The sequence below is a fragment of the Pseudomonas sp. HTZ2 genome (genome assembly GCF_033173945.1).
GTDB lineage: Bacteria > Pseudomonadota > Gammaproteobacteria > Pseudomonadales > Pseudomonadaceae > Aquipseudomonas > Aquipseudomonas guariconensis.
Map to the genome: position 1 here is coordinate 4,921,693 of NZ_CP137332.1, position 23,755 is coordinate 4,945,447.

The 23,755-nt window shown below is 62.5% G+C and carries 19 protein-coding genes, 5 tRNA genes and 2 pseudogenes; 20 read left to right on the forward strand and 6 right to left on the reverse strand.

Annotated elements, in window-relative coordinates; all coding sequences use genetic code 11:
* Positions 1-8 precede the first annotated feature (8 nt).
* Positions 9-497, forward strand: coding sequence for a glutathione peroxidase (locus R6G97_RS22970; RefSeq protein ID WP_070573232.1), 489 nt, complete (start codon positions 9-11; stop codon positions 495-497).
* Here R6G97_RS22970 and R6G97_RS22975 read toward each other — a convergent pair.
* Positions 487-2,843 (reverse strand): annotated as a pseudogene (locus tag R6G97_RS22975) (response regulator). The gene R6G97_RS22970 and the pseudogene R6G97_RS22975 sit on opposite strands and share 11 nt — an antisense overlap.
* A 95-nt stretch (positions 2,844-2,938) precedes the next feature.
* Here R6G97_RS22975 and R6G97_RS22980 point away from each other — a divergent pair.
* Both R6G97_RS22980 and R6G97_RS22985 read left to right on the forward strand, forming a co-directional pair.
* A pseudogene (locus tag R6G97_RS22980) lies at positions 2,939-3,058 on the forward strand (AAA family ATPase); the annotation flags it as partial.
* On the forward strand, positions 3,055-3,537 hold the full coding sequence (locus R6G97_RS22985) for a GAF domain-containing protein (protein WP_090343767.1): 483 nt from the start codon (positions 3,055-3,057) through the stop codon (positions 3,535-3,537). The pseudogene R6G97_RS22980 and the gene R6G97_RS22985, both read left to right, overlap by 4 nt.
* A gap of 139 nt (positions 3,538-3,676) precedes the next feature.
* Here R6G97_RS22985 and R6G97_RS22990 read toward each other — a convergent pair whose 3' ends face one another.
* Positions 3,677-4,444: a hypothetical protein gene (locus R6G97_RS22990; RefSeq protein WP_090343769.1), complete on the reverse strand. Its 768-nt coding sequence runs from the start codon at positions 4,442-4,444 to the stop codon at positions 3,677-3,679.
* 314 nt (positions 4,445-4,758) lie between these two features.
* On the opposite strand from R6G97_RS22990, the gene R6G97_RS22995 reads away from it, so the two are divergent.
* The 5 genes from R6G97_RS22995 to R6G97_RS23015 all read left to right on the forward strand — a co-directional run bounded on the left by R6G97_RS22995 (position 4,759) and on the right by R6G97_RS23015 (position 5,317).
* Positions 4,759-4,834: transfer RNA gene (locus R6G97_RS22995), tRNA-Glu, on the forward strand.
* Positions 4,835-4,836: 2 nt separating this feature from the next.
* Positions 4,837-4,912: transfer RNA gene (locus R6G97_RS23000), tRNA-Gly, on the forward strand.
* 88 nt (positions 4,913-5,000) lie between these two features.
* Positions 5,001-5,076: transfer RNA gene (locus R6G97_RS23005), tRNA-Glu, on the forward strand.
* Between the two features lie 3 nt (positions 5,077-5,079).
* Positions 5,080-5,155: transfer RNA gene (locus R6G97_RS23010), tRNA-Gly, on the forward strand.
* A gap of 86 nt (positions 5,156-5,241) precedes the next feature.
* Positions 5,242-5,317: transfer RNA gene (locus tag R6G97_RS23015), tRNA-Gly, on the forward strand.
* 115 nt (positions 5,318-5,432) lie between these two features.
* Here R6G97_RS23015 and R6G97_RS23020 read toward each other — a convergent pair.
* Together R6G97_RS23020 and R6G97_RS23025 are read right to left on the reverse strand one after the other, a co-directional pair.
* Positions 5,433-5,843, reverse strand: coding sequence for a PA2817 family protein (locus R6G97_RS23020; RefSeq protein ID WP_043209867.1), 411 nt, complete (start codon positions 5,841-5,843; stop codon positions 5,433-5,435).
* Positions 5,844-5,936: 93 nt separating this feature from the next.
* Positions 5,937-8,384 carry an acyl-CoA dehydrogenase gene (locus R6G97_RS23025; protein WP_317847562.1) on the reverse strand — a complete coding sequence of 816 codons (2,448 nt, stop codon included), beginning with the start codon at positions 8,382-8,384 and terminating at the stop codon, positions 5,937-5,939.
* A 185-nt stretch (positions 8,385-8,569) separates the two neighbouring features.
* Here R6G97_RS23025 and R6G97_RS23030 point away from each other — a divergent pair, with 185 nt between their 5' ends.
* The 3 genes from R6G97_RS23030 (at position 8,570) to R6G97_RS23040 (ending at position 11,042) form a co-directional block, all read left to right on the forward strand.
* Positions 8,570-9,193: a glutathione S-transferase gene (locus R6G97_RS23030; RefSeq protein WP_043214375.1), complete on the forward strand. Its 624-nt coding sequence runs from the start codon at positions 8,570-8,572 to the stop codon at positions 9,191-9,193.
* Between the two features lie 140 nt (positions 9,194-9,333).
* Positions 9,334-10,266 (forward strand): ABC transporter ATP-binding protein, encoded by a 933-nt coding sequence (locus R6G97_RS23035; protein WP_317847563.1) that lies wholly within the window; start codon positions 9,334-9,336, stop codon positions 10,264-10,266.
* Positions 10,263-11,042: an ABC transporter permease gene (locus tag R6G97_RS23040; protein ID WP_043214381.1), complete on the forward strand. Its 780-nt coding sequence runs from the start codon at positions 10,263-10,265 to the stop codon at positions 11,040-11,042. Before R6G97_RS23035 ends, R6G97_RS23040 begins: the two co-directional genes overlap by 4 nt.
* Here the strand turns inward: R6G97_RS23040 and R6G97_RS23045 are convergent.
* A complete protein-coding gene (locus R6G97_RS23045; RefSeq protein ID WP_139205743.1) occupies positions 10,926-11,567 on the reverse strand; it encodes a DUF2062 domain-containing protein in 642 nt (213 codons plus the stop codon). The genes R6G97_RS23040 and R6G97_RS23045 overlap by 117 nt on opposite strands.
* 142 nt (positions 11,568-11,709) lie before the next feature.
* Here R6G97_RS23045 and R6G97_RS23050 point away from each other — a divergent pair, with 142 nt between their 5' ends.
* The 8 genes from R6G97_RS23050 to murB all read left to right on the forward strand — a co-directional run bounded on the left by R6G97_RS23050 (position 11,710) and on the right by murB (position 18,581).
* On the forward strand, positions 11,710-13,929 hold the full coding sequence (locus R6G97_RS23050; protein ID WP_317847564.1) for a DNA internalization-related competence protein ComEC/Rec2: 2,220 nt from the start codon (positions 11,710-11,712) through the stop codon (positions 13,927-13,929).
* Between the two features lie 109 nt (positions 13,930-14,038).
* Complete coding sequence (locus tag R6G97_RS23055) at positions 14,039-14,674, forward strand: MotA/TolQ/ExbB proton channel family protein (protein WP_043214385.1); 636 nt, start codon at positions 14,039-14,041, stop codon at positions 14,672-14,674.
* Positions 14,671-15,105, forward strand: coding sequence for an ExbD/TolR family protein (locus tag R6G97_RS23060; RefSeq protein WP_043214387.1), 435 nt, complete (start codon positions 14,671-14,673; stop codon positions 15,103-15,105). The genes R6G97_RS23055 and R6G97_RS23060 overlap by 4 nt, the downstream gene beginning before the upstream one ends.
* Positions 15,105-16,115, forward strand: coding sequence for a tetraacyldisaccharide 4'-kinase (lpxK, locus tag R6G97_RS23065; protein WP_182942604.1), 1,011 nt, complete (start codon positions 15,105-15,107; stop codon positions 16,113-16,115). Before R6G97_RS23060 ends, lpxK begins: the two co-directional genes overlap by 1 nt.
* 42 nt (positions 16,116-16,157) lie before the next feature.
* Positions 16,158-16,343 carry a Trm112 family protein gene (locus tag R6G97_RS23070; RefSeq protein ID WP_003247142.1) on the forward strand — a complete coding sequence of 62 codons (186 nt, stop codon included), beginning with the start codon at positions 16,158-16,160 and terminating at the stop codon, positions 16,341-16,343.
* Positions 16,340-17,104: a 3-deoxy-manno-octulosonate cytidylyltransferase gene (kdsB, locus tag R6G97_RS23075; RefSeq protein ID WP_070573253.1), complete on the forward strand. Its 765-nt coding sequence runs from the start codon at positions 16,340-16,342 to the stop codon at positions 17,102-17,104. Before R6G97_RS23070 ends, kdsB begins: the two co-directional genes overlap by 4 nt.
* Positions 17,104-17,568 carry a low molecular weight protein-tyrosine-phosphatase gene (locus R6G97_RS23080; protein WP_043214393.1) on the forward strand — a complete coding sequence of 155 codons (465 nt, stop codon included), beginning with the start codon at positions 17,104-17,106 and terminating at the stop codon, positions 17,566-17,568. The genes kdsB and R6G97_RS23080 overlap by 1 nt, the downstream gene beginning before the upstream one ends.
* Positions 17,565-18,581 (forward strand): UDP-N-acetylmuramate dehydrogenase, encoded by a 1,017-nt coding sequence (murB, locus tag R6G97_RS23085; RefSeq protein WP_317847565.1) that lies wholly within the window; start codon positions 17,565-17,567, stop codon positions 18,579-18,581. Before R6G97_RS23080 ends, murB begins: the two co-directional genes overlap by 4 nt.
* Before the next feature lie 115 nt (positions 18,582-18,696).
* Here murB and rne read toward each other — a convergent pair whose 3' ends face one another.
* Positions 18,697-21,885 (reverse strand): ribonuclease E, encoded by a 3,189-nt coding sequence (gene rne / locus R6G97_RS23090; RefSeq protein ID WP_090343778.1) that lies wholly within the window; start codon positions 21,883-21,885, stop codon positions 18,697-18,699.
* A gap of 907 nt (positions 21,886-22,792) precedes the next feature.
* Between rne and rluC the strand changes: the two genes are divergently transcribed.
* Positions 22,793-23,749: a 23S rRNA pseudouridine(955/2504/2580) synthase RluC gene (rluC, locus tag R6G97_RS23095; protein ID WP_043214399.1), complete on the forward strand. Its 957-nt coding sequence runs from the start codon at positions 22,793-22,795 to the stop codon at positions 23,747-23,749.
* Positions 23,750-23,755 lie beyond the last annotated feature (6 nt).

Consider the following 23,755-nt stretch of genomic DNA (forward strand, 5'->3'; position numbering starts at 1 on the left):
GACCTGCGATGGCCGATACGCTGAAGAACATCCGCTGCGTCACCTTGAAGGGCGAGCAAAAGGTGCTGGGCGACTTTCCGGGCAAGGCGCTGCTGGTGGTCAACACCGCCAGCCAGTGTGGTTTCACGCCCCAGTACAAGGGCCTGGAGCAGCTGTGGAAGCAATACCGCGAACGCGGGCTGGTGGTCCTCGGGTTCCCCTGCAATCAGTTTGGCAAGCAGGAGCCCGGGGATGCCTTGGACATCGCGCAGTTCTGCGAGCGCAACTTCGGTGTGAGCTTCCCGTTGTTTCGCAAGATCGAGGTCAATGGCCCGGATGCCCATCCCTTGTTCGTCGAGCTGAAAAAGCGTGCACCCGGCATCCTGGGCACGCAGCGGATCAAGTGGAATTTCACCAAGTTCCTGGTCGACCCTGCCAGCGGCAAGGTTACCCGCTACGCCCCCAACACCAAGCCTGAGGCGCTCAAGGCGTCGATCGAGGCCTTGCTCAGCCGCTGATCGGCACCCAGTGGTCGACCAACGCCAGCAACTCCTCGCGACGAAACGGCTTGGCCAGGTAATCGTTCATGCCGGCGGCGCGGCAACGCTCGCGCTCCTCGGGCATGGCGTTGGCGGTCAAGGCAACGATCGGCAGTGCTGGCCATCGCTCGTCCTGGCGGATGCGCCGGGTGGCCTCGTAGCCGTCCATCACCGGCATGTTGCAGTCCATCAGCACCATGTCCACCGTCTCCTGATCCAATTGCGCCAGGGCCTCGGCGCCTTGGGTGGCGAGCAGCACCTGGCAACCGAGTTTGACCAGCATGCCTTTGGCCACCAGTTGGTTGACCGGGTTGTCCTCTACCAGCAGGACGCGAGCCCGTATTGGCTGGTGCTGGGCCTGCAGGTGGCGCCGGGGGACGTCGGCCTCGACACCCTCCAATGCGCGGCGCAGCGTCTGATACAGAGTGTTGCGTGCCAGGGGGCGCGCCAGTTGCAGCAGGGGGGCCAGTTGCGTGGCGTGCTCCTGGGTGAGGAAGTTGCCATACGCAGTCACCAGCAGAATCGGCGCCTGCAGGCAGGAGCGCAAGGTGTCCAGGTGGGCCACATCGTCGGTGATTACCAGGTCGGGCGTGGCGTCGGCGGCCTGCGCTGCATCATCGAAGCCGTGATAGGACAGTCCCCAGCCAGGCAGCAGCTTGTGCAACAGTTCGGTCAGGCCACTGGCGGCGTTGCTCAGAACGATGACGCGCCCATGCAAAGGGGCGGGCGGGATGGCCTCGGTGTGCGCGAGCAGCGGCAGCTCAGCCGTGAAGCGGCTGCCAAAGCCTGCCTCGGAGTCGATGTGCAAGTGACCTTGCATGGCCTTGCACAGGTTGCGGGTCAGGGCAAGGCCTAGCCCCGTGCCGCCGTACTGGCGGGTGATGCCGGCGCCGGCTTGGGTGAAGGGCTGGAAGATGCGCGCTTGGGCCTGTTCTGGGATGCCGATGCCGGTGTCGCACACTTCCAGGCGTACGCCCCCGACGATCGGCGTCAGGCGCACATCGACCCGGCCAAAGCGGGTGAATTTGAGAGCGTTGGACAGCAAATTACTCACAATCTGCCTTACCCGGGTCGGGTCGCCCAGCACCGTGCTGGGAAAGTCGGGGCTGATCAGGCAGGTCAGTTCGACGTTGGCTGCCGCGTTCTGCGACAGCAGATTGGCGGTGTCCTCGACCATCGCGCCCATGTCGAAGGGGATGCGCTCAAGCTCCAGTTGCCCGGCATCGAATTTGGACAGGTCGAGAATATCGTTGAGCAGTTCTACCAACACCTTGCCCGAGTCGTGTGCGATGGATAGCTGCTGGCGTTGTTCGGCGGCCAGCGGGCTGTCCAAGGCCAGGGAAATCATGCCGAGCATGCCGTTGAGCGGCGTGCGGATTTCATGGCTCATGTTGGCCAGGAATGCGGCTCTGGCCTGGGCCATGTCCAATGCCTGTTGGCGGGCGTGCTCCAGCTCTTGGTTGGACTGGCTGAGGCGGTTGTTGCTGGCCTTGAGCTCGTCGGTACGGGCCGAGACGATATCCTCCAGTTCGTTCAGGTACTCGGTCAGGCGGTTTTCGGCATGGCGGCGTTGCTGGATCTCGGTGGACATGCTGACGAACTGCTGGTTGGCGACTTTGACCAGCACGCCGATCTCATCCTGTTCATGGCCATGGGGGCATGTCAGGCGTCCTTGGTGGGGATGGCGCGGGTCGCTACTGCTCAGAGCGGCGATCACCGTTACCAGCGGCTTGGTCAGCATCATATAGAACAACGCCAGGAGAATGCCGGCCAGCACCAGGCTGCGGGCGAAACCACTGACCAAGGTGACGCCTGCGCGGTCCAGAAAGCGACCGCCAAAGGCATAGGTGTCGATGTCCAGATACAAAGTGCCGAGGTATTCATTGGGCAGGCTGGACAGAAACAAGCGTTCCTGAAACTGGCGCTGTTCGCCAAACAGGAAATCGCTCAGTGGCCGGTAGCGGTCTTCCTGGCGAGGGCGGCTGGCGTCGGCCAGCACGGTGTCGTTGTTGTCGACCAGGCGCGCGCGGATCACCGCCGGCGATTGCAGCAGGCCACCGATCAGCTCTTGGGCAAGCTCTGCGTCGATGTTGTAAGTGATGCGCGACAGCGGATCGTGGCTGATTTGCAGCAGCGCCTGCACCTCGCGGTTGATGGACGCGTCTTCGCTGGCATAATCGATGCCGATCTGCACGAGGCTGAGCAGCGCCCCCAAGATGAAGCCGACCATGACTGTCAACCGGGCTTGCTTGTATGACAGGCGATTGGTGAACTTGATATCCATGGAGTCCGAGCCGGTTTACGTCCCTTGCGCTGCGCAAGCATAGTCGATACAGCCAAGCTGCTCGCGTTGGTGTCAGGTTCTTTACCGCTCGATCATGGGCTTTGGCGGCACCTCTAGCCCGGGGGCGGCATCGTGCGAAGCCTTGGACAAACTCGTCGTGCGCCGGTCGTCCGGCTGCGGCATCCGTAATGGCCGTTGTGCCTATCAGTTCGCCCGGTATTGGTTCGGGCGGCAATTGTTGGAGCAGAAACAATGATCGACCTCAACGCCAGCGGCTCCGGCCTCGATGGCTACGACCTGCTGGCCGCGCAAGTGCAGGCGCTGTTTGCCGACGAACGCGACTTCATCGCCAATGCCGCGCAGTTTTCTGCGTTTCTCTATCATCAGATCGAGGACCTGAACTGGGCTGGCTTCTATCTCAACCGCGACGAGCAATTGGTGCTCGGCCCGTTCCAGGGCCAGGTGGCCTGCGTACGCATCCCCTTCGGCAAGGGTGTGTGCGGAGCGGCCGCGGCATCGCGTCAGACCCAGCGGGTCGAGGATGTGCATGTCTTCCCAGGCCACATCGCCTGTGACAGCGCATCCAATAGCGAGCTGGTGATTCCACTGGTGAAGGCGGGCAGGCTGATTGGTGTGCTGGACCTGGACAGCCCGAAGCTGGCGCGGTTCAGCGAGGCGGATCAAGCCGGGCTGGAACGCCTGACGGCGATTTTCCTTGAGTTGACAGACTGCTGAAAACGACAAGGGGCCTATGAAAGCCCCTTGTCTTTGCTGCGCTTTTCTGTGGGAGCGGTTTTGTCCGTGCACACTGGCGTAGCGCGTTATCTGCTTCGCGCAACGAGCAGTTTGACGAAGTGGTCGCGAGGATCAGCCCTCAGTCGTAGAGCGCTTTCTTTTTCCAGTTTTCGCTTTCGTCGGTCTTCAGACCTTGGGTCAGCGCATTTTCGTCGTTTTCCGCAGGTTCCATCTTGTCCTTCACCAGTGCGTCGGCACGGGCCAGGAGCTTTTCCAGGTAGATGCGCTGTTCGTCGTATTGCTTGGGGTCCTGCTGTTTGCGCAGGTATTGCACACCCCGGTCGAAAGCCAGCCGCGCCTGACCGGGTTGGTTCTGCTGCAGGGCTTGCTGGCCCAGGTTGTTGAAGAACTCGATGTGCAGCAGGACCAACAGGTGGCGAATCTCCTTGACCCAATACTTGCCTTCATTGGTTTGCAGGAAACCCTCCTGAGTGGCGCGTACGATCTGGTTGTGCAACGACTCCAAGAGAAAACGCACTTCCTTGGCTTTGGCCTCGGTCTGGATCGGACTGGGCGGGTTGTTGATCGCAATGCCGTCGCCTTGGGCAACGAGGCTTTCCAGCTCGCTGATACGTCCCTTGATCTCGGCGTTGTGCTTGTCCAGTGCCAATTGACGTTGATAAAGGTTGAGCTCCAGGCGGGTCAGCAGCACCTTGAGGGCTGGCGTCATGAGTTGCCGGGGGAAGGTTTCGCTGATTTCGCCGCAGCGACGCAGGCGTTCTGCCAGTTCTATTTTCAGGCGAGCGCGCTCAAGCTTGGCGTTTTCCACGACATTATTGAGGTAGCCGATCACGATCAGTAGCGCGATACCTGCCACGATGAGCAAGGTGATCAGAAGTGGTGTCACCGTTAACGCCTCGTCAAATAGATAATTTCCGACTTGAGTGTAGGAGAGTTCGCCTATGGCCGGGTAGGGCTATCCGACAGGATTGCGAATTGCTCTGCTAGCACTTTGCCACGAGCTTGCCGACCTGCTGTCAAAAAATCAACGCCAGCCGTTGGGCGCATCATGCCTGTTGTCTTTCTAAAGCCGGAAGTCATTGATTTAAATAAATTTCCAGAAAGGGGTTGACGCCCCCTCAAGGCATCCATAGAATGCGCGCCACTTGCAGCGTAAAGCTCACAGCAAAGCGCGGCAGGGAGTGAAAAGTTGTAGTGTGTGTCCCCTTCGTCTAGTGGCCTAGGACACCGCCCTTTCACGGCGGTAACAGGGGTTCGAGTCCCCTAGGGGACGCCAATGCGGGAATAGCTCAGTTGGTAGAGCACGACCTTGCCAAGGTCGGGGTCGCGAGTTCGAGTCTCGTTTCCCGCTCCAGTTTTCCTGAGTTCTGCCTCTGGCAGAGCTTGAAAATCCAGTCGCTGTCGAAAGGCATTGAGCTGGTGCGCTGAAAAGCGTTGGGTATGTCCCCTTCGTCTAGTGGCCTAGGACACCGCCCTTTCACGGCGGTAACAGGGGTTCGAGTCCCCTAGGGGACGCCATTTGCGGGAATAGCTCAGTTGGTAGAGCACGACCTTGCCAAGGTCGGGGTCGCGAGTTCGAGTCTCGTTTCCCGCTCCAATTCAAAGCTGTATCGTCCATGGCGATGCAGTGGCGATGAAGGCCAGTACGGCGCTTCATGCCAAATAGCGGTTTGCTTCATATTTGCGGGAATAGCTCAGTTGGTAGAGCACGACCTTGCCAAGGTCGGGGTCGCGAGTTCGAGTCTCGTTTCCCGCTCCAAATCGAAAACGCCCTCTCAGACGAGAGGGCGTTTTTTTTTGCCGTTTCTGGCGTCGGCACCTGCGCTCCCGTTTTTTTGGGGGCAGGGCAAGCCTGTGCTTGCCCTGCTGGGGCATCAATGCTTCGGTGTCTGTTCAGGCAGGCTCAGCAGTTGCTTTTGCTGGTTCCAGTCGAAGGCTTCACCGTTCTGTTCGGCTTCGTAGCGCAGGTCTTCGAGTTGCTGGTACACGGCCAGTTCTTCATCGGGCATGAAGTGCAGGCAGTCGCCGCCGAAGAACCAAAGCAGGTCTCGTGGTACCAGGTGGGCAATCTGCGGGTAGCGCTGGATTACCTGGCAAATCAGGTCTTGGCCCAGGTACTGGCTTTCCAGTGGATCCTGCGGCAGCAGGGTGAGCAGTTCATCGAAGCGTTCGAGGAACAGGGCGTGGCTCTCTTCCGGCACCTGCTCGGCTTCACCCAGGGCGACCAAAATGGTGCGCAGGTGCTGAAGCAGTTGCAGGTGATACTCCAGGTGCGGGTTGGCCATGGAAGGGTCCTCGGTATGGCTGAAACGGGGGCGGAGTATACGCCGGTTGCGCGGGTTGTGCTGAGCGTGTCAGCACAACCCGATCGCCAGGAGTCAGCGTATCGCGTCTTTGATCGGGCGCAGCGCCTCCTTGTCGAATGCGTCCACATCGATCACCCGTCGCCGAGCTGCCTGCGCCTCATGCAAGCGCTGCCCCTCGGCAGCTTGCAGTACGCCAGCCTCGACGGCAGCGTCTATCGCTGACTGCCCGGGTGCGGGATGGACCTTGCCGTGCCTGATCGCCTCGTGCAGCGCCTTGTGCAGAGGGGCGCACTCTGCCAATAGGTCGCTGGCCCGTTGCAAGGCTGCCACCGGGTCGGCTTCTGCCTGCGGACGGAAGCAGCCGCTCAGCAGCTCTTCAAGCGCAGGGTCTCCCTTGCGCCGCCCAATCAACTCCGCCACCTCGGCATCCAATTCATCGCTTGGCCCGGTGTGGCGACGTCCCAGAGGGAAGACCAGCATACGCAAGGCGCAACCGACGAAGCGGTTAGGGCAATTGTCGAGCAGGCGATCCAGTGCGGCCTCCGACTGGCCCAGGCTTTCCTCCAGGGCCCAGCGCAGCAATGGTTGCAGGTGCTCCGGTGAGCCCAAGTCGTGGTAGCGCTTGAGAGACGCCGAAGCCAGGTACAGATAGCTCAATACATCGCCGAGGCGCGCACTGAGGCGTTCCCGGCGTTTGAGTGCACCGCCGAGCATCATCATCGACAGGTCCGCCAGCAGTGCAAATGCCGCAGCTTGTCGGTTCAGTGCGCGGAAATAGCCTTGGCTGAGGGCATCACCTGGTACCTGCTCGAAGCGACCCAGGCCGAGCCCCAGTACCAGGGTGCTGGCGGCATTGCCGGCGGCGAAGAGGATATGTTTCATCAACAAGTCATCGAACTCGGCGAGCGCCTGCTCGTGGTCCTCGCGCCCGGCAAGGGCCATTTCCTCGAGCACGAACGGATGGCAGCGGATCGCGCCCTGACCGAAGATCATCAAATTGCGTGAAAGAATGTTGGCCCCTTCGACGGTGATGGAGATCGGTGCGCCCATCCAGTTGCGTGCCAGGTAATTGTTCGGGCCCAGGATGATGCCTTTGCCACCATGTACATCCATGGCGTGCTGGATGCATTCGCGACCTCGCTCGGTAAGGTGGTACTTGAGAATCGCCGACAGCACCGAGGGTTTTTCGCCGAGGTCGACGGCCTGGGCGGTCAGTATCCGGGCGCTGTCGGCCAGCCACGCGTTGCCGCCAATGCGGGCCAGGGAGGCTTGGATGCCTTCGAAGGCGGCCAAGGGAACATTGAACTGTTCGCGAATGCGTGCGTACTGACCGGTCACCAGGCTGCTGTACTTGGCTGCACCTGTGCCTCCCGCGGGCAGGGAAATGGAACGGCCCACGGACAGGCAGTTCATCAGCATCATCCAGCCTTTGCCGAGCATGTCCTTGCCGCCGATCAGGTAATCCAGCGGTATGAAGACATCTTTGCCGCTGTTGGGGCCATTCATGAAGGCCGCGCCCAGCGGGAAGTGGCGCCTGCCGATTTCGACACCCGGTGTATCGGTGGGCACCAGCGCCAGGCTGATGCCCAGATCCTGCGTGTCGCCCAGCAGGTGCTCCGGGTCATAGGCCTTGAAGGCCAGGCCCAGCAGTGTCGCGATCGGACCAAGGGTGATATAGCGCTTCTCCCAGTTCAAGCGCAGGCCGATCACTTCTTCACCTTGCCATTGGCCTTTGCAGATCACGCCGGTGTCTGGCATGGCGCTCGCGTCCGAGCCGGCCAGTGGGCCGGTGAGGGCGAAGCAGGGGATTTCCTCGCCGCGAGCCAGGCGAGGCAAATAATGATTGCGTTGTTCCTCAGTGCCGTAGTGCAACAGCAGCTCGGCCGGGCCCAGGGAGTTGGGCACCATCACCGTCGAGGCCAGGTCGGCGCTACGGGTAGCCAGTTTCATCACGATTTGAGAGTGGGCATAGGCCGAGAAACCTTTGCCGCCGTATGCTTTGGGGATTATCAGAGCGAAGAAGCCATGGGCTTTGATATGCGTCCACGCTTCTGCTGGCAGGTCCAGGTCCTGACTGATCTGCCAGTCGCTGACCATGGCGCAGAGGGCCTCGGTGGGGCCGTCGATGAAGGCCTGTTCTTCGTCGGTCAGCGTGGCTGCCGGATAGTCGAGCAGGATATTCCAGTCGGGGCGGCCGCTGAACAGTTGGCCATCCCACCAGACCGTGCCGGCGTCGATGGCCTCGCGTTCGGTTCGTGACATCGGCGGCAGCGTGCGCCGGAACCATTGGAACACAGGGGTGGTGAACAACTTGCGCCGCCATTGCGGCAATACCAAAAATGCGGTCTTGAAGGCCAATACCAGCCAGATCAATGCCAGCAGCCAGGCAGGGGCGTGCCCCCAGATGCCCATCAGTAACACATATACCGCGACGGCCCCCAGGATCTTCAGGGGAGCCAGGCGCCGATGCGTGAGGTACGCCGCACCGATCACCAACACCACCAACCACAGCAGCAACATAATCCTTCCTCCATGGAACATTGGGTACGAGCTATCCCACAGAGCTTAGACCTGCCTGGCGGGACGGCCTGACCTGAACAGTGACAGGGTATGGCGGCGAGCGTTCAGCGCAGTCCGGTGTTTCACCAACCAGGCCGGCGGATTGGAGTAGACTATCGGGCCTCTGCATACCAAAGGACGCTGTCATGCTGAAGATCTGGGGCCGCAAGAACTCGAGCAATGTGCGCAAGGCACTGTGGATTGCCCATGAACTGGGCCTGGACTTCGAATCGATCGACGCTGGCGGCGCCTTCGGTGTGGTGGACGAGCCGCATTATCGGGCGCGCAACCCTAATGGCTTGGTGCCGATGCTCGAAGATGACGACTTGGTGCTCTGGGAGTCCAACGCCATCGTTCGCTACCTGTGCGCCCAATATGGCCGCGACCAAGGCTGGTATCTGGACGATCCGCGCCAGCGCGCCTTGGCGGACAAATGGATGGATTGGACCACCTCGTCCTTCGCTACGCCATTCCGGCCGTTGTTCTGGGGCCTGCTGCGCACGCCGGAGGACCAGCGCGACTGGGTGGCCATCAATGCTGCCCACAAGCAATGCGCGCAGTTGCTGTCGATCGCCGACCAGGCCCTGGCGGACCAGCCTTACCTGTCCGGCCAGCAGATTGGCATGGGCGATATCCCCCTGGGCTGTTTTATCTACGCCTGGTTCGAAATGCCGATCGAGCGCCCGCAGATGCACCATCTGAGGGCCTGGTATGAGCGCCTGCGCCAACGCCCGGCCTACCAAGCAGCGGTAATGACGGCATTGACCTGAACACCGTGGTCATTTCGATAGTCATTATCGATACACATGACTGTACTTGCGCGGCCAGGGCTTGCACCATTGGCCGCACTCACTGCGCCAGTGATCAGCCCTGGCGTGTCCTGAACCCTTTTCTCGGTACCTGACCCGCTATGAGTTCCGCCCTGTCCATACGACAGCTGACCAAGACCTACGGCAACGGCTTCCAGGCCCTCAAGGGCATCGACCTGGATGTCGCCGAGGGTGACTTCTTCGCTTTGCTTGGCCCCAACGGCGCCGGCAAGTCCACCACCATCGGCATCCTCTCCACCCTGGTCAACAAGACCAGCGGCACGGTGAATGTGTTCGGCCATGACCTGGATCGCGACCCTGCCGCGCTCAAGCGTTGCCTGGGCGTGGTGCCGCAGGAGTTCAACTTCAACCAGTTCGAGAAAACCTTCGATATCGTGGTCACCCAGGCGGGCTACTACGGCATCCCGCCCAAGCTGGCCAAGGAGCGCGCCGAACAGTACCTGACCCAACTGGGCCTGTGGGATAAGCGGGATGTGCAGTCGCGCTCGCTCTCCGGCGGCATGAAGCGCCGCTTGATGATCGCCCGGGCGCTGATTCACGAACCGCGCTTGCTGATTCTCGATGAGCCGACCGCGGGTGTGGACATCGAGCTGCGCCGTTCGATGTGGAGCTTTCTCACCGAGCTGAACCAGAAAGGCATCACCATCATCCTGACCACCCATTACCTGGAAGAAGCTGAGCAGCTGTGCCGCAACATCGGCATCATCGACCATGGCACCATCATCGAGAACACCAGCATGCGCAAGCTGCTGAGCAAGCTGCACGTGGAAACCTTCGTTCTCGACCTCAAGCAGGATCTTGCCCAGGCGCCGGTGCTTCAGGGCTACCCGTGCCGGCTGATCACGCCGCACACCCTGGAAGTGCAGGTGGACAAAGCGATGGGCATCACCGCGCTGTTTGGCCAACTGGCATTGCAGCAGATCGAAGTGCAGAGCCTGCGCAACAAGACCAACCGACTCGAGGAGCTGTTCGTGTCACTGGTAGAAAAAAACCTGTCGAAGGTGGCCGTATGAGTCTGGACCTGCGCACCAACTGGGTCGCCCTCAACACCATCGTCTACCGTGAAGTCCGGCGCTTTTTGCGCATCTGGCCGCAAACCCTGTTGCCGCCGGCGATCACCATGGTGTTGTATTTCGTGATCTTCGGAAATCTCATCGGTCGACAGATCGGCGACATGGGCGGCTTCACGTACATGGAATACATCGTGCCGGGGTTGATCATGATGTCGGTGATCACCAACTCCTACGGCAACGTGGTTTCGAGCTTCTTTGGCAGCAAGTTCCAGCGTTCGATCGAAGAGCTGATGGTCTCGCCGGTATCGCCGCACACCATTCTCGTCGGCTATGTGCTCGGAGGCGTGTTGCGTGGCCTGGCTGTCGGGGTGATCGTGACCATCCTGTCGATGTTCTTCACCCATCTGCAGGTGCATCACCTGGGTGTCACTGTCGCGGTGGTGCTGCTGACCGCGACCATCTTCTCGCTGCTGGGCTTCGTCAACGCCGTGTTCGCGCGCAATTTCGACGATATCTCGATCATTCCGACGTTCGTGCTGACGCCGTTGACCTACCTCGGCGGGGTGTTCTATTCGATCAGCTTGCTGCCGCCATTCTGGCAGACCGTGTCGTTGGCGAACCCGGTACTGCACATGGTCAACTCGTTCCGCTACGGCATCCTAGGGGTGTCGGATATCCGTATCGGCACTGCGATCACCTTCATGTTGGTGGCCACTGCAGTGCTTTACCTGCTGTGCGTTCGTCTGCTGGTTAGCGGCCGTGGCATGCGTGCCTGAGGCGTGCCTGGCTGCCCCCTGGGCCTTGCGCCGGCGCCATTGCCGGCCTACCCACCAGCGCCAGTACAGCATGGTGGCGAAGTAGGCGAACAGGCCCAGCACCAGCCCACACACCACCGAGCCCAGCAGGAAGGGCTGCCAAATCGTCGACAGTTGATCGGTGACCCACTGGACGGTGATTTCGTCCGGCAGCGTGCGGGGCGGCACCTGCATCAGCCAGGCGCCGGTCATGTAGGTGACGAAGAACACCGGCGGCATGGTCAGTGGATTGGTCAGCCAGACCAGGCTGACCGCGATTGGCAGGTTGCCCCGCAGTGGGATTGCCAGGCTGGCGGCCAGCAACATCTGCATGGGCATGGGAATCAGTGCCGCAAACAGGCCGACGCCCATGGCCCGCGCCACCGAATGGCGGTTCAGGTGCCAGAGGTTGGGATCGTGCAGCAATCTGCCGAAAAAGCGTAAGGACTTGTGTTCGCGGATGCTGGTTGGATCCGGCATGTAGCGTTTGAAGAGACGGCGCGGCATGTACGCTCCCGGCAGGTGAATGAGGGCAGTATGCCTTTTTTGCCTGACGACCTTGTTCAGAGTTTGTGACAATTATTGAGCAAGGTCGGCCGACTTTTCAGCTAAGCCTCAGAGGGCTGTTTCGCTTCTGGAGCTCTATCTCATGCGCACAGGGATGTTCGCGCTCGCACTCGGGCTGTTGAGCCTGCGTTTTCTGCCTGCATTGCCATCGGTCGGCGCGATGCTGACGATGCTGTTGCTCGGCGTGGTTTGTCTTCCTGGCAGAGCCAGGGCTGTAGGTTGCTTTCTCCTCGGAATGAGCTGGGCCTGTTGGTCGGCGCAAAACGCCTTGGATGATCGTCTGGAATCCGCGTTGGATGGGCGAACCCTGTGGCTGGAGGGGCGGGTGGTGGGATTGCCCGCACTACGAGGGCGATCCGTGCGCTTCGAGCTTGCGGAGCCTACCTCGCGTCGCACCGCCTTGCCGCGTCGGCTTCAGTTGAACTGGTTCGAGGGGCCACAACTGAGCGCCGGCGAGTACTGGCGCCTGGCTGTCACGCTCAAGCGACCCCATGGCCTGCTCAACCCCCATGGTCCCGACTGGGAGGCGCTTTTTCTCGCGCGGCGGATCGGCGCCGTGGGCACCGTCAAGGCTGGGCAGTTATTGGCACCCGCCACGAACAACTGGCGCGACGCGGTGCGCCAACGCTTGCTGGCAGTCGATGCCCAGGGGCGCGAAGGTGCCCTGGCGGCGCTGGTCCTGGGGGATGGCTCGGGGCTTGCGCGCTCGGAATGGCAGGCGTTGCAGGCCACCGGTACGGTGCACTTGATGGTGATTTCCGGCCAGCACATCGGCTTGGTGGCCGGGCTGGTCTATGGCTTGGTGGCGTGGCTGGCGCGCCTGGGCCTGTGGCCCCAGCGTCTGCCATGGTTGCCTTGGGCGTGCGCGCTGAGTCTGGTTTCAGCGTTGGGGTACGGCGGGCTCGCAGGGTTCGGTGTGCCGGTGCAGCGAGCTTGCCTGATGCTGGCGATGGTCCTGCTCTGGCGTCTGCACTTCAGTCATCTGGGGGCGCTCCTGCCGTTGCTGGCTGCCCTGTGTGGCGTGCTGCTGATCGAACCGTTGGCGAGCCTGTTGCCCGGGTTCTGGCTATCGTTCGCCGCAGTCGCCGTTCTGGTGTTCTGCTTTGCCGGGCGCCTCGGCGGCTGGCGGCCGTGGCAAGCCTGGAGCAGGGCGCAATGGGTGGTCGCGGTGGGCTTGTTGCCGGCCTTGCTGGCGCTGGGTTTGCCGATCAGCCTGACAGCGCCGCTGGCCAATCTGTTGGCGGTACCCTGGATCAGTTTTGCCGTGTTGCCGTTGGCGCTGCTGGGCAGTGCGCTGTTGCCGCTGGGCCAGCCCGGTGAGCTGTTGCTGTGGTGGGCAGGCGGGTTGCTGGAAATATTGTTTCAGCAGTTGGCGCTGTTGGGGCAATGGCGTCCGGCCTGGGAGCCCCAGGCATTGACGCCGTGGGCGGGACTGCTGATCGGATTGGGGGCGGCGTTGCTGTTGCTGCCCCGGGGTGTGCCGCTGCGTGGACTGGGGGGCGTGATGCTGATGGCTCTGTGGGCTCCACGGGAGCCAGTGCCGCAGGGGCAGGTTGAAGTCCTGCAACTGGATGTGGGGCAGGGCCTGGCCGTGCTGCTGCGAACCCGCACGCACAGCCTGCTTTACGATGCCGGCCCCGCCAAGGGTGACATGGACCTGGGGGACCGGGTGGTGTTGCCGACCTTGCGCAAGCTTGGCGTCAAGCACCTGGATCTGATGTTGATCAGTCATGGCCACGCCGATCATGCCGGCGGCGCAGCGGCTATCGGGCGCGGTCTGCCGCTGGGTAGGGTGCTTGCGGGGGAGCCTGAACAATTACCGGAGGCTTTGCGGGCACGCCGGTGCGTCAGTGGCGAGCGCTGGCACTGGGATGGGGTGGACTTCATGCTTTGGCAGTGGGCAGGGGGGCCGGCCGGTAACGAGCGTTCCTGTGCGCTGCTGGTACAGGCCCAGGGCGAGCGGTTGTTACTGGCCGGCGATATGGAGGCTGGTGCCGAGCGGGCTTGGCTGGCAGCGACCGATGCGCCGCGCATCGACTGGTTGCAGGCGCCGCACCATGGCAGTCGCAGCTCGTCCACCGAGCCGTTCATCCGCGCTACGTCGCCAAGGGGCGTGATGATTTCCCGGGGGCGTTACAACAGCTTCGGTCATCCGCATCCGCAGGTCGTGGAGCGTTACCGGCGGTACGGGTTGAGCGTTCATGACACCGCGATCGAAGGCGCTTTGCGCCTACGCCTGGGCACCCATGGCGAGGTCGAGGGACTGCGGGCGCAGCGGCGGTTCTGGCGACAGGGGCAATGAATGCCCATGCGCAGGTCATAATGTGAACGGCCGGCTCCCTGACCTTCGGCAGATGAGCCCCCCACGGTCCTATGGTAGAGTGGCGGCCTTTTTCAAGGGGATGCTTACTGTGTGGGAATTGGTCAAGTCCGGTGGTTGGATGATGCTGCCGATCATTCTGAGTTCCATCGCCGCCATGGCTATCGTCGCCGAGCGCCTGTGGACCCTGCGCGCCAGTCGCGTGACCCCACCGCACCTGCTGGGCCAGGTGTGGATGTGGATCAAGGACAAGCAACTGACCAGTGACAAGCTCAAGGCCCTGCGCGCCGATTCGCCGTTGGGCGAAATCCTCGCTGCGGGCCTGGCCAACTCCCGCCATGGTCGCGAGATCATGAAAGAGTGCATCGAGGAGGCCGCCTCCCGGGTCATCCATGAGTTGGAGCGCTATATCGGTACATTGGGCACCATCGCCGCGATGGCCCCCTTGCTCGGCCTTCTGGGTACGGTGCTGGGCATGATCGATATCTTCAGCGCCTTCATGGGCTCGCAGATGACTGCCAACCCGGCCGTTCTCGCGGGTGGTATTTCCAAGGCCCTGGTCACCACAGCCGCCGGCCTGATGGTGGGGATCCCGGCGGTCTTCTTCCACCGGTTCCTGCAGCGACGCATCGATGAGCTGGTCGTCGGCATGGAGCAGGAGGCAATCAAGCTGGTCGAGGTGCTGCAAGGCGATCGCGAAGTGGAAGTGGCCGGAGGCAAGGCGTGAAGTTCCGGCGCAACCGGCAACGGGAGAACGTGGACATCAACCTGGCGTCGTTGATCGACGTGGTGTTCGTTCTGCTCCTGTTCTTCGTGGTCACCACCACCTTTACCCGCGAGACCCAGTTGCGCGTCGAGCTGCCCGAAGCCGCCAGTGCCACCCAGGCACCGGCAGAGGAGGGCAAGGTTGTGGAAATCACCATCAGTGCGGACGGCGTGTATTCGGTCAACAACCACTTGTTGCCCAAGAGCGATCTGGCGACCTTGACCGAGGCGCTCGAGCGCGAATCGGGCGGGGACATCACCCTGCCGCTGGCGATCAGCGCGGACGGCAAGACGCCGCACCAGGCTGTGGTTACCGCAATGGATGCGGCCGGCAAGCTCGGCTTCAGCAAGTTGCGCATGACCACCGTCGAGGCCGCGCAGGGTACTCCTTGATGGCTTTCGCTGACCGTCTGCTCGCGGCCTGGTATGCCGGGCATCCGGCGCTTGCGCTGTTGCGCCCGCTCGAGGCCCTGTACCGGCGGGTGGTGACGCGCAAGCGTGCACGTTTTCTCAGGGGTGACAGCGCCAGCTACCGAGCGCCGGTGCCGGTGATCGTAGTGGGCAACATCACGGTCGGCGGCACCGGAAAGACGCCGATGATTCTCTGGTTGATCGAGCACTGTCGTCTGCTTGGGCTCAAGGTCGGGGTGGTCAGTCGGGGTTATGGCGCAGCGCCGCCCAGCCTGCCTTGGCGTGTCCGGGCAGACCAGAGCGCGCAGCACGCCGGTGACGAACCGCTGTTGATCGTTCAACGTACAGGCGTGCCTCTGATGATCGACCCCGACCGTTCCTGCGCCGTGCAGGCGCTGCTGGCCAGCGAGCCGCTAGACCTGATCCTGTGCGATGACGGCATGCAGCACTACCGCCTGGCGCGTGACTTGGAGCTGGTGCTGATTGACGCCGCCCGCGGCCTGGGCAATCGCCGTTGTCTGCCGGCGGGCCCGTTGCGGGAGCCGGTCGAGCGTCTGGCCGAGGCCGATGCGGTGCTGTACAACGGCGCAAAGGTGGACCTGGACGACGGCTTCGCTTTCGGCCTGCGGCCCTCGGGACTGGTCAATCTGCGCAGCGGCGAGCGTCGCCCACTCGATCACTTTCCGGCTGGCCAGGCGTTGCACGCCGTGGCTGGCATCGGCAATCCACAGCGTTTCTTCAATACATTGCAAGGGCTAAACTGGCAGCCGATACCGCATCCCTTTGCCGATCATGCGCAGTTCAGCGTCGAGAACCTGGCGTTCAGTCCGGCGCTGCCGCTGGTGATGACCGAGAAGGATGCAGTGAAGTGCCGGCCCTTTGCGGCCGACGACTGGTGGTACCTGGCGGTCGACGCCGTGCCATCCCAGGCCTTTGCCAACTGGTTCGACGGACAGTTGCAGCGTCTGCTGCCTGAACGTCTCCAGCCCTGAGCCTTTTTCTTTTTTCCGGCCTTTGGCCTCAAGGAAGCCTCCATGGACACCAAATTGCTCGATATCCTGGCCTGCCCGATCACCAAGGGCCCGCTCAAGCTCAGTGCCGACAAAACCGAGCTGATCAGCAAGGGCGCGGGCCTGGCTTATCCGATTCGTGACGGCATCCCGGTGATGCTGGAAAGTGAAGCGCGCACCCTGACCGACGACGAGCGCCTGGACAAATGAGCTTGAATTTCACCGTGGTGATTCCTGCCCGCCTGCGCTCGACCCGCCTGCCGGGCAAGCCACTGCTGGCGATTGCCGGCAAGCCGATGGTCCAGCATGTCTGGGAACAGGCCCGCAAAAGCGGCGCCAGCCGCGTGGTCATCGCCACCGACGATGCCAGCATCGTCGAGGCTTGCCAGGCATTTGGCGCCGAGGTCCTGCTGACCCGTGCCGACCACGAGTCCGGCACTGACCGACTGGCCGAAGTGGCCTCGCATCTGGGCCTGCCGGCTGACGCCATCGTGGTCAATGTGCAGGGCGACGAGCCTTTGATTCCGCCGGTGATCATCGATCAGGTGGCCGCCAACCTTGCAGCCCATCCGGAAGCGGGCATCGCGACGTTGGCCGAGCCGATCGCCGAGCCTGAAACCGTGTTCAATCCCAATGCGGTCAAGGTGGTCAGCGATAAGCATGGTCTGGCCCTGACCTTCAGCCGTGCACCGCTGCCTTGGGCGCGAGATGCGTTCGCCAAGCGCCGCGACAGCATCCCCGAAGGCGTTCCTTACCGCCGTCATATCGGTATGTATGCCTACCGTGTGGGTTTTCTCCAGGACTTCGTCAGCTGGGGCCCTTGCTGGCTGGAGCAGACCGAAGCGCTGGAGCAACTGCGCGCCCTATGGCATGGCGTGCGCATTCACGTAGCAGACGCCATCGAGGCCCCGGCCGTCGGCGTGGATACTCCTGAAGACCTGGAGCGCGTTCGGCGCTTGCTGGAGGCCTGATGCGCGTTCTGTTCGTCTGCCTGGGCAATATCTGTCGTTCACCGACTGCCGAAGGTGTATTGCGCCACCAATTGCAGGCCGCAGGACTTGCCGAGCTGGTGCACGTGGCCTCGGCCGGCACCGGTGACTGGCACGTCGGCAAGGCGCCCGACAGCCGTACCTGCCGCGCGGCCTTGGCGCGTGGCTATGACTTGTCCCGTCAGCGTGCCCAGCAGGTCAAGGCAGAGCATTTTGCCGAATACGACCTGATCCTGGCGATGGACAAGAGCAACCTGGCTCATCTGCACGCCATGCGTCCCCACGCCGCGCCCGGTGAACTGGATCTCTTTCTGCGCCGCTATGGCGCAGCCTTGGATGAGGTACCGGACCCGTACTATGGCGGCGCCGAAGGTTTCGAGCAGGTCTTGGACCTGATCGAAGCTGCATGCCAGGCGCTGGTCGTTGAAATCAAGGGGCGGCTATGACGAGCTGGCAGGAACGTGTCTCGCTCAAGCCCTACAACACCTTTGGCATTGACGTGAAGGCACGCTATTTCACCCAGGCCCATGACGATGCGCAGGTCCGTCAGGCCCTGGCTGAGGCCATCGAGCGGCAAGTGCGTGTGCTGGTGATCGGTGGCGGCAGCAACCTGCTGCTGACTGGTGACATCGATGCCTTGGTGTTGCATATGGCCAGCCGAGGCCGTCGGGTGTTGCAGGACGATGGTGATCGGGTCGTGGTGGAGGCCGAGGCAGGCGAGCCTTGGCATCCCTTCGTGCGGTGGAGCCTGACACAGGGCTTTTGCGGTCTGGAGAACCTCAGCCTGATCCCGGGCACCGTTGGCGCCGCGCCCATGCAGAACGTCGGTGCCTATGGCGTAGAGATCAAGGACGTATTTGCCGGCCTAACCGCCTTGGATCGTGAAACCGGCGAGTTGCGGGACTTTGCTCTGGAGGAATGTGCCTTCGCTTATCGGGACAGCTTGTTCAAACGCAACCCTGGGCGGTGGCTGATCCTGCGGGTGCGTTTTGCTCTGAGTCGAACCCTGCATGCGCATCTGGATTACGGCCCGGTTCGCCAGCGTCTGCTGGAGCAGGGCGTTCATGGGCCGACCGCCATGGCCATCAGCGAAGCTATCTGCAGCATTCGCAGGGAAAAACTGCCTGACCCGGCCGAGCTTGGCAATGCCGGCAGCTTCTTCAAGAACCCTGTGGTAACGGCGGCGCTGGCCGAGCAGATTCGCGAGCGCTTCCCGGGCGTGGTGGCTTATCCGCAGGCAGATGGGCAGGTGAAGCTGGCTGCAGGCTGGCTGATCGAGCAGGCGGGGTGGAAAGGGTACCGGGACGGGGATGCCGGGGTGCATCGTCTGCAATCGCTGGTCCTGGTGAACTATGGCCGGGCAAGCGGGGCACAGGTGCATGACTTGGCGCGCAGGATACAAGCCGATATCTACGAGCGCTTCGGGGTCGAGCTGGAGATGGAACCGAACCTGTACTGATCCTTGGGGGCTGCTACACAGACCATCGTTCAAGTCAGTCTCGCGGTAAATGTTCCCGAAATGAAAAAGCCCCGCCAGTTCACACTGGCGGGGCTTTTTCATTCAACCGATGGCATCAACCGTGATTAGGTTTCTGCTCATCGGTGGTCGCCAGCGCTTCGGCAGCCTGTGCCTCGGCGGCAGCCTTGGCAGCGGCTTCGGCTTCGCGCTTGCGGCGACGCACTTCACGTGGGTCGTTCGGTGCGCGGCCGTTTGGCAGCATCACAGTGGCAGGCTCGGCCGGAGCCGGGGCTTGCTCTTGTACGCTGGCCTGGACAGCTACCGGAGCGGGCTCGGCCACTTCCGGCTTGGCCTCGGCAGCCTCGGCAGGCTGCTCGGCAACCGGTGCTGGTGCGGCTTGCTGCTCAAAGGCAGGGGCTTGCTCAGCTTCGCCGGATTCCACGACAGCAGCTTCTGTAACCGCTTCGGTAGTTGGCGCTTCGACGACCGGTTGTGGGACCACTTCGACCACGGGCTCGGCGCTTGGCTCGGTCACCGCGACCGGCTCGCTGAGCGGTTGTTCGACCACGGGTGCGATGGCGAGCTCTTGAGCCTGGTCGATCTGCTCGACGACCTGCTCGGCAGGCTGGGCAGCTTCCTGGGCTTGGGCAACCACGTTGGTAGCCTGTTCGGCCTGCTGGTTGGCCTGGGCTTCGGCTTCGGCACTGATGTTGCTGGAGGCAACGGCAGCGGTGACGGCAAGGCCAGCGGCCAGCTCTGCACCCAGCTCGGTAGCCTGGTGTTGCTGTGCTGGTTGCTCTTCGCCGGTGGCTTCGTCTTCACCACCTTCGATCAGCTCGCCATTGGCATTGCGTTGGCGCTCGCGACGGTTGCTGCGACGACGCTGGCCGCGGGAGCGACGACGTGGGCGTTCGCCATCGGCGCCGTCCTGTTGCTCTTCCTGCAGCAGCTCTTCGTTTGGCAGTTGTTCCTCGGCGGCCTCGGCGACCTCGGTACCTGCGCGAGGCTGACGCTCTTCACGAGGTGCGCGTGGTTGACGCTCTTCGCGTTCGGCGCGCTCTTCGCGTGGTGCGCGTTCTTCGCGCGGGGCACGCTCTTCACGAGGTGCACGCTCTTCACGTGGCTGACGTTCTTCACGAGGCTGACGTTCTTCGCGCGGTTGGCGCTCTTCACGTGGCGCACGTTCCTCGCGGGCTACACGTTCTTCGCGCGGGGCACGTTCTTCACGTGGCTGGCGCTCTTCACGGGCGGTAGGGGCGGCATCCAGAGGTTCACGCAGTTCGCGCACGCGCTCTTCACGGTTGCCGCGGCGGTCTTCGCGCGGCTGACGTGCTTGGCGCTCTTCGCGTGGAGCACGCTCCTCACGGGGGGCGCGTTCTTCACGCGGGGCACGCTCTTCACGTGGCTGACGCTCTTCGCGCGGGGCGCGCTCGCTGCGTTCTTCGCGTGGTTTGCGGTCTTCGTCGCGACGGCCGTTGCGATTGCGGCTCTGCTGACGACCGTTGCGGCGCTCTTCGTTGCGCTGTGGGCGCTCGGCAGCCGGTTTCTCGGTGTTGGCGACCGGTGCGGCTACAGGTTCGTCCTTACCGGCGAACAGGCTTACCAGCGATTTGACCAAGCCTTTGAACAGGCTTGGCTCCGGAGCGCTTGGTGCCGGTGCGACTGGTGCGGCCGGTGCCGGCTCGGGTGTGCTGGGTGCCGGCGCGTTGGCGCGGGCCGGGGCGGTCTTGACCGCGGCTTCCTGGCGAACCAGGGTGCGGGTGGCAGTCGGCTGCGGCGCTTCTTCGGTTTCGGCGGCGGCGATCTCGTAGCTGGACTGGTTGTTCAGCACGTCCGGATTGTCGTCGCGCAGGCGCTGGACTTCGAAGTGCGGCGTTTCCAGGTGATCGTTCGGCAGGATGATGATGCGGGCGCGGGTGCGCAGTTCGATCTTGGTGATCGAGTTGCGTTTTTCGTTGAGCAGGAAAGCTGCAACCGGGATCGGTACCTGGGCGCGTACCTCGGCGGTACGATCTTTCAGGGCTTCTTCCTCGATCAGGCGCAGGATGGCCAGGGACAGCGACTCGACGTCACGGATGATGCCGGTGCCGGAGCAGCGTGGGCAGACGATGCCGCTGCTCTCGCCCAGGGAAGGACGCAGGCGCTGACGGGACATTTCCAGCAGGCCGAAGCGCGAGATGCGGCCAACCTGGACGCGGGCGCGGTCGGCCTCGAGGCATTCACGCACGCGCTCTTCAACGGCGCGCTGGTTCTTGGCCGGGGTCATGTCGATGAAGTCGATGACGATCAGGCCGCCGATATCACGCAGACGCAGTTGGCGGGCGATTTCCTCGGCCGCTTCCAGGTTGGTCTGCAGGGCGGTTTCTTCGATGTCGCTGCCTTTGGTGGCGCGCGCCGAGTTGATGTCGATGGAGACCAGGGCCTCGGTCGGGTCGATGACGATGGAGCCACCGGAGGGCAGGTCGACCACACGCTGGAAGGCGGTCTCGATCTGGCTTTCGATCTGGAAGCGATTGAACAGCGGGACGCTGTCTTCGTACAGCTTGACCTTGCTGGCGTACTGCGGCATGACTTGGCGGATGAAGGTCAGGGCTTCTTCCTGGGCGTCAATGCTGTCGATCAGCACTTCGCCGATGTCCTGGCGCAGGTAGTCGCGGATGGCGCGGATGATGACATTGCTTTCCTGGTAGATCAGGAAAGGTGCGGCGCGATCTTGGGAGGCCTCCTTGATGGCGGTCCACAGTTGCAGGAGGTAGTCGAGGTCCCACTGCATTTCTTCGCTGCTGCGGCCAAGGCCGGCAGTGCGCACGATCAGGCCCATGTCGCCTGGGACGGTCAGGCCGTTGAGGGCTTCGCGCAGCTCATTGCGCTCTTCGCCTTCGATGCGACGGGAGATGCCGCCGGCACGTGGGTTGTTGGGCATCAGCACCAGATAGCGACCGGCCAAGCTGATGAAAGTGGTGAGGGCGGCGCCTTTGTTGCCGCGCTCTTCCTTCTCGACCTGGACGATGACTTCCTGGCCTTCGCTCAACACTTCTTTAATGTTGACGCGGCCTTCTGGCGCCTTCTTGAAGTATTCGCGGGAGATTTCCTTGAGCGGCAGGAAGCCGTGACGTTCGGAGCCGAAATCGACGAAAGCGGCTTCGAGGCTGGGTTCGATCCGGGTGATCCGGCCTTTGTAGATGTTGGCCTTCTTCTGCTCGCGCGCCCCGGATTCGATATCCAGGTCGTAGAGACGTTGGCCATCCACCAGGGCTACACGCAACTCTTCGGGTTGAGTTGCGTTAATCAGCATTCTTTTCATGTTGTACCGTCGGTTTCCGGGCTGCCGGAAACGGCGTTCGGCACACACGACTTCTCATGGTCGGTGCCAAGGTGCGCAAAGGGTGGCGGGCCACCCCCGTGTCCAACGACATTCGGCACCAGCCGGTTGCCCAGCCTGCCGTGGTCGCGACGACGCGTCCTGTTTTGCGGTGCCTGGCGGCCGGTGTGGTCGAACCGAGTACTTCATCTCGGTGCCTGGGCTTGCCTCGCTGCATTGCCATTGCTCGGCGTAGCTTGGCTACGACGGGGCGTGGCGCCTTGCCTGGCAAACCCTGGCACTCGAAGGTGAATCCTCGAACAACCGTACAGGCCACTTGCACTCAGTCAGGAGGAGGAATCAGCCGTGGGCCGTGGACACTTTCGGGGGTGTCTGCGAAGCCCGGGTCCGCTTGCCAGGCCAGCCTGGGGCTGGTGGCCGGATGCCGTGCTACACGGTCCGAGGTCTGTGCATCTCCACCCTGCACGTATCCCTGATAGTTCGGGTGCTGCCGCGCGCTGAATCCGCAACGGGTTGCATTTTTCGTCAGTTCCGATTCGGGAACTGGCGCCATTTATGTCCAAGGCAGGTATTTCCGAAGCATTCGCCGGGCGATGCGTGCAAGCGCCAAGGGGCGGGCAGAGGTACGGCGAAAAGAAGCGGGTAAGCAGGTGAAACACCGCACTTGTCGTTTTTTTTCGGTCTTCTCTACACGGCGCTGGTGGCGATTCCAGGCATTTCGGTAAACTGGCGAAAACCCCGTCGGACGGCCTCGCGTCCTCGAGAATTGCGATGGTCAGGGGCGGGCCTGTAGCCTGCTGCCGCTGGCCTGCCGCTTTTGGCGGCGTTCGCGACTATAGCAGCAATGATTAAGTGCTTCAATTCCATAAAAAATTGTTATGATTCCTCCATGACGACCAATACCCCTCCGACTTCCGGCGTTCAGCTGATCGAAGTCGCGCCGGAGCTTGCCGGCCAACGCATCGACAATTTCCTCATCACGGCCCTCAAAGGCGTGCCCAAGACCTTGGTTTACCGCATCCTGCGTAAAGGCGAGGTGCGGGTCAACAAAGGGCGGATCAAGCCTGAGTACAAACTGCAGGCTGGCGACATCGTACGAGTGCCGCCTGTCCGTCTGCCTGAGCGCGACGAGCCGGCGCCGGTGGCCCAAGGCCTTTTGCAGCGTCTGGAGGCGGCTATTGTCTATGAAGACAAGGCGCTGATCGTGCTCAACAAGCCAGCCGGCATTGCCGTGCATGGCGGCAGTGGTCTGAGCTTCGGCGTGATCGAGGCACTGCGTCAGCTGCGTCCGGATGCCAAGGAGCTGGAGCTGGTGCATCGCCTCGATCGTGACACCTCCGGGCTGCTCATGATCGCCAAGAAGCGCAGCATGCTGCGCCATCTGCATGCCGCGTTGCGTGGCGACGGTGTCGACAAGCGGTACATGGCGTTGGTGCGTGGCCACTGGCCAACGTCCAAGAAGCAGGTCAGCGCGCCGCTGCAAAAGAGCAACCTGCGCTCCGGCGAGCGCATGGTCGAAGTCGATGAGGAGGGCAAGGAAGCGCTGACGCTGTTCCGCGTCCTGCGTCGCTTCGGCGACTTCGCGACCATGGTCGAGGCGCGTCCGGTGACGGGGCGTACCCACCAGATTCGTGTCCATACCTTGCATGCCGGGCATAGCATCGCCGGGGACAGCAAGTATGGTGACGAAGACTTCTCCAAGGAGATTCGCGATCTGGGTGGCAAGCGTCTGTTCCTGCATGCCTATGCCCTGACCGTGCCGCTGCCCGATGGCGGTGAGCTCAAGCTCGAGGCTCCGGTGGATGAGGTCTGGTCCAAGACTGTGGAGCGCTTGAGTGCGACTTGATCGTTC

Bases quoted from the DNA above. Each gene is read 5' to 3' on its own strand.
- R6G97_RS23045 (WP_139205743.1), bottom strand. From the start codon at position 11,567: ATGCCGCGCCGTCTCTTCAAACGCTACATGCCGGATCCAACCAGCATC.
- lpxK (WP_182942604.1), top strand. From the start codon at position 15,105: ATGGCTTTCGCTGACCGTCTGCTCGCGGCCTGGTATGCCGGGCATCCG.
- R6G97_RS23025 (WP_317847562.1), bottom strand. From the start codon at position 8,384: ATGTTGCTGCTGTGGTTGGTGGTGTTGGTGATCGGTGCGGCGTACCTC.
- R6G97_RS22985 (WP_090343767.1), top strand. From the start codon at position 3,055: ATGATCGACCTCAACGCCAGCGGCTCCGGCCTCGATGGCTACGACCTG.
- kdsB (WP_070573253.1), top strand. From the start codon at position 16,340: ATGAGCTTGAATTTCACCGTGGTGATTCCTGCCCGCCTGCGCTCGACC.
- R6G97_RS23030 (WP_043214375.1), top strand. From the start codon at position 8,570: ATGCTGAAGATCTGGGGCCGCAAGAACTCGAGCAATGTGCGCAAGGCA.
- R6G97_RS23020 (WP_043209867.1), bottom strand. From the start codon at position 5,843: ATGGCCAACCCGCACCTGGAGTATCACCTGCAACTGCTTCAGCACCTG.
- R6G97_RS23040 (WP_043214381.1), top strand. From the start codon at position 10,263: ATGAGTCTGGACCTGCGCACCAACTGGGTCGCCCTCAACACCATCGTC.
- R6G97_RS23080 (WP_043214393.1), top strand. From the start codon at position 17,104: ATGCGCGTTCTGTTCGTCTGCCTGGGCAATATCTGTCGTTCACCGACT.
- rne (WP_090343778.1), bottom strand. From the start codon at position 21,885: ATGAAAAGAATGCTGATTAACGCAACTCAACCCGAAGAGTTGCGTGTA.
- R6G97_RS23070 (WP_003247142.1), top strand. From the start codon at position 16,158: ATGGACACCAAATTGCTCGATATCCTGGCCTGCCCGATCACCAAGGGC.
- R6G97_RS23035 (WP_317847563.1), top strand. From the start codon at position 9,334: ATGAGTTCCGCCCTGTCCATACGACAGCTGACCAAGACCTACGGCAAC.
- R6G97_RS22970 (WP_070573232.1), top strand. From the start codon at position 9: ATGGCCGATACGCTGAAGAACATCCGCTGCGTCACCTTGAAGGGCGAG.
- rluC (WP_043214399.1), top strand. From the start codon at position 22,793: ATGACGACCAATACCCCTCCGACTTCCGGCGTTCAGCTGATCGAAGTC.
- murB (WP_317847565.1), top strand. From the start codon at position 17,565: ATGACGAGCTGGCAGGAACGTGTCTCGCTCAAGCCCTACAACACCTTT.
- R6G97_RS23050 (WP_317847564.1), top strand. From the start codon at position 11,710: ATGCGCACAGGGATGTTCGCGCTCGCACTCGGGCTGTTGAGCCTGCGT.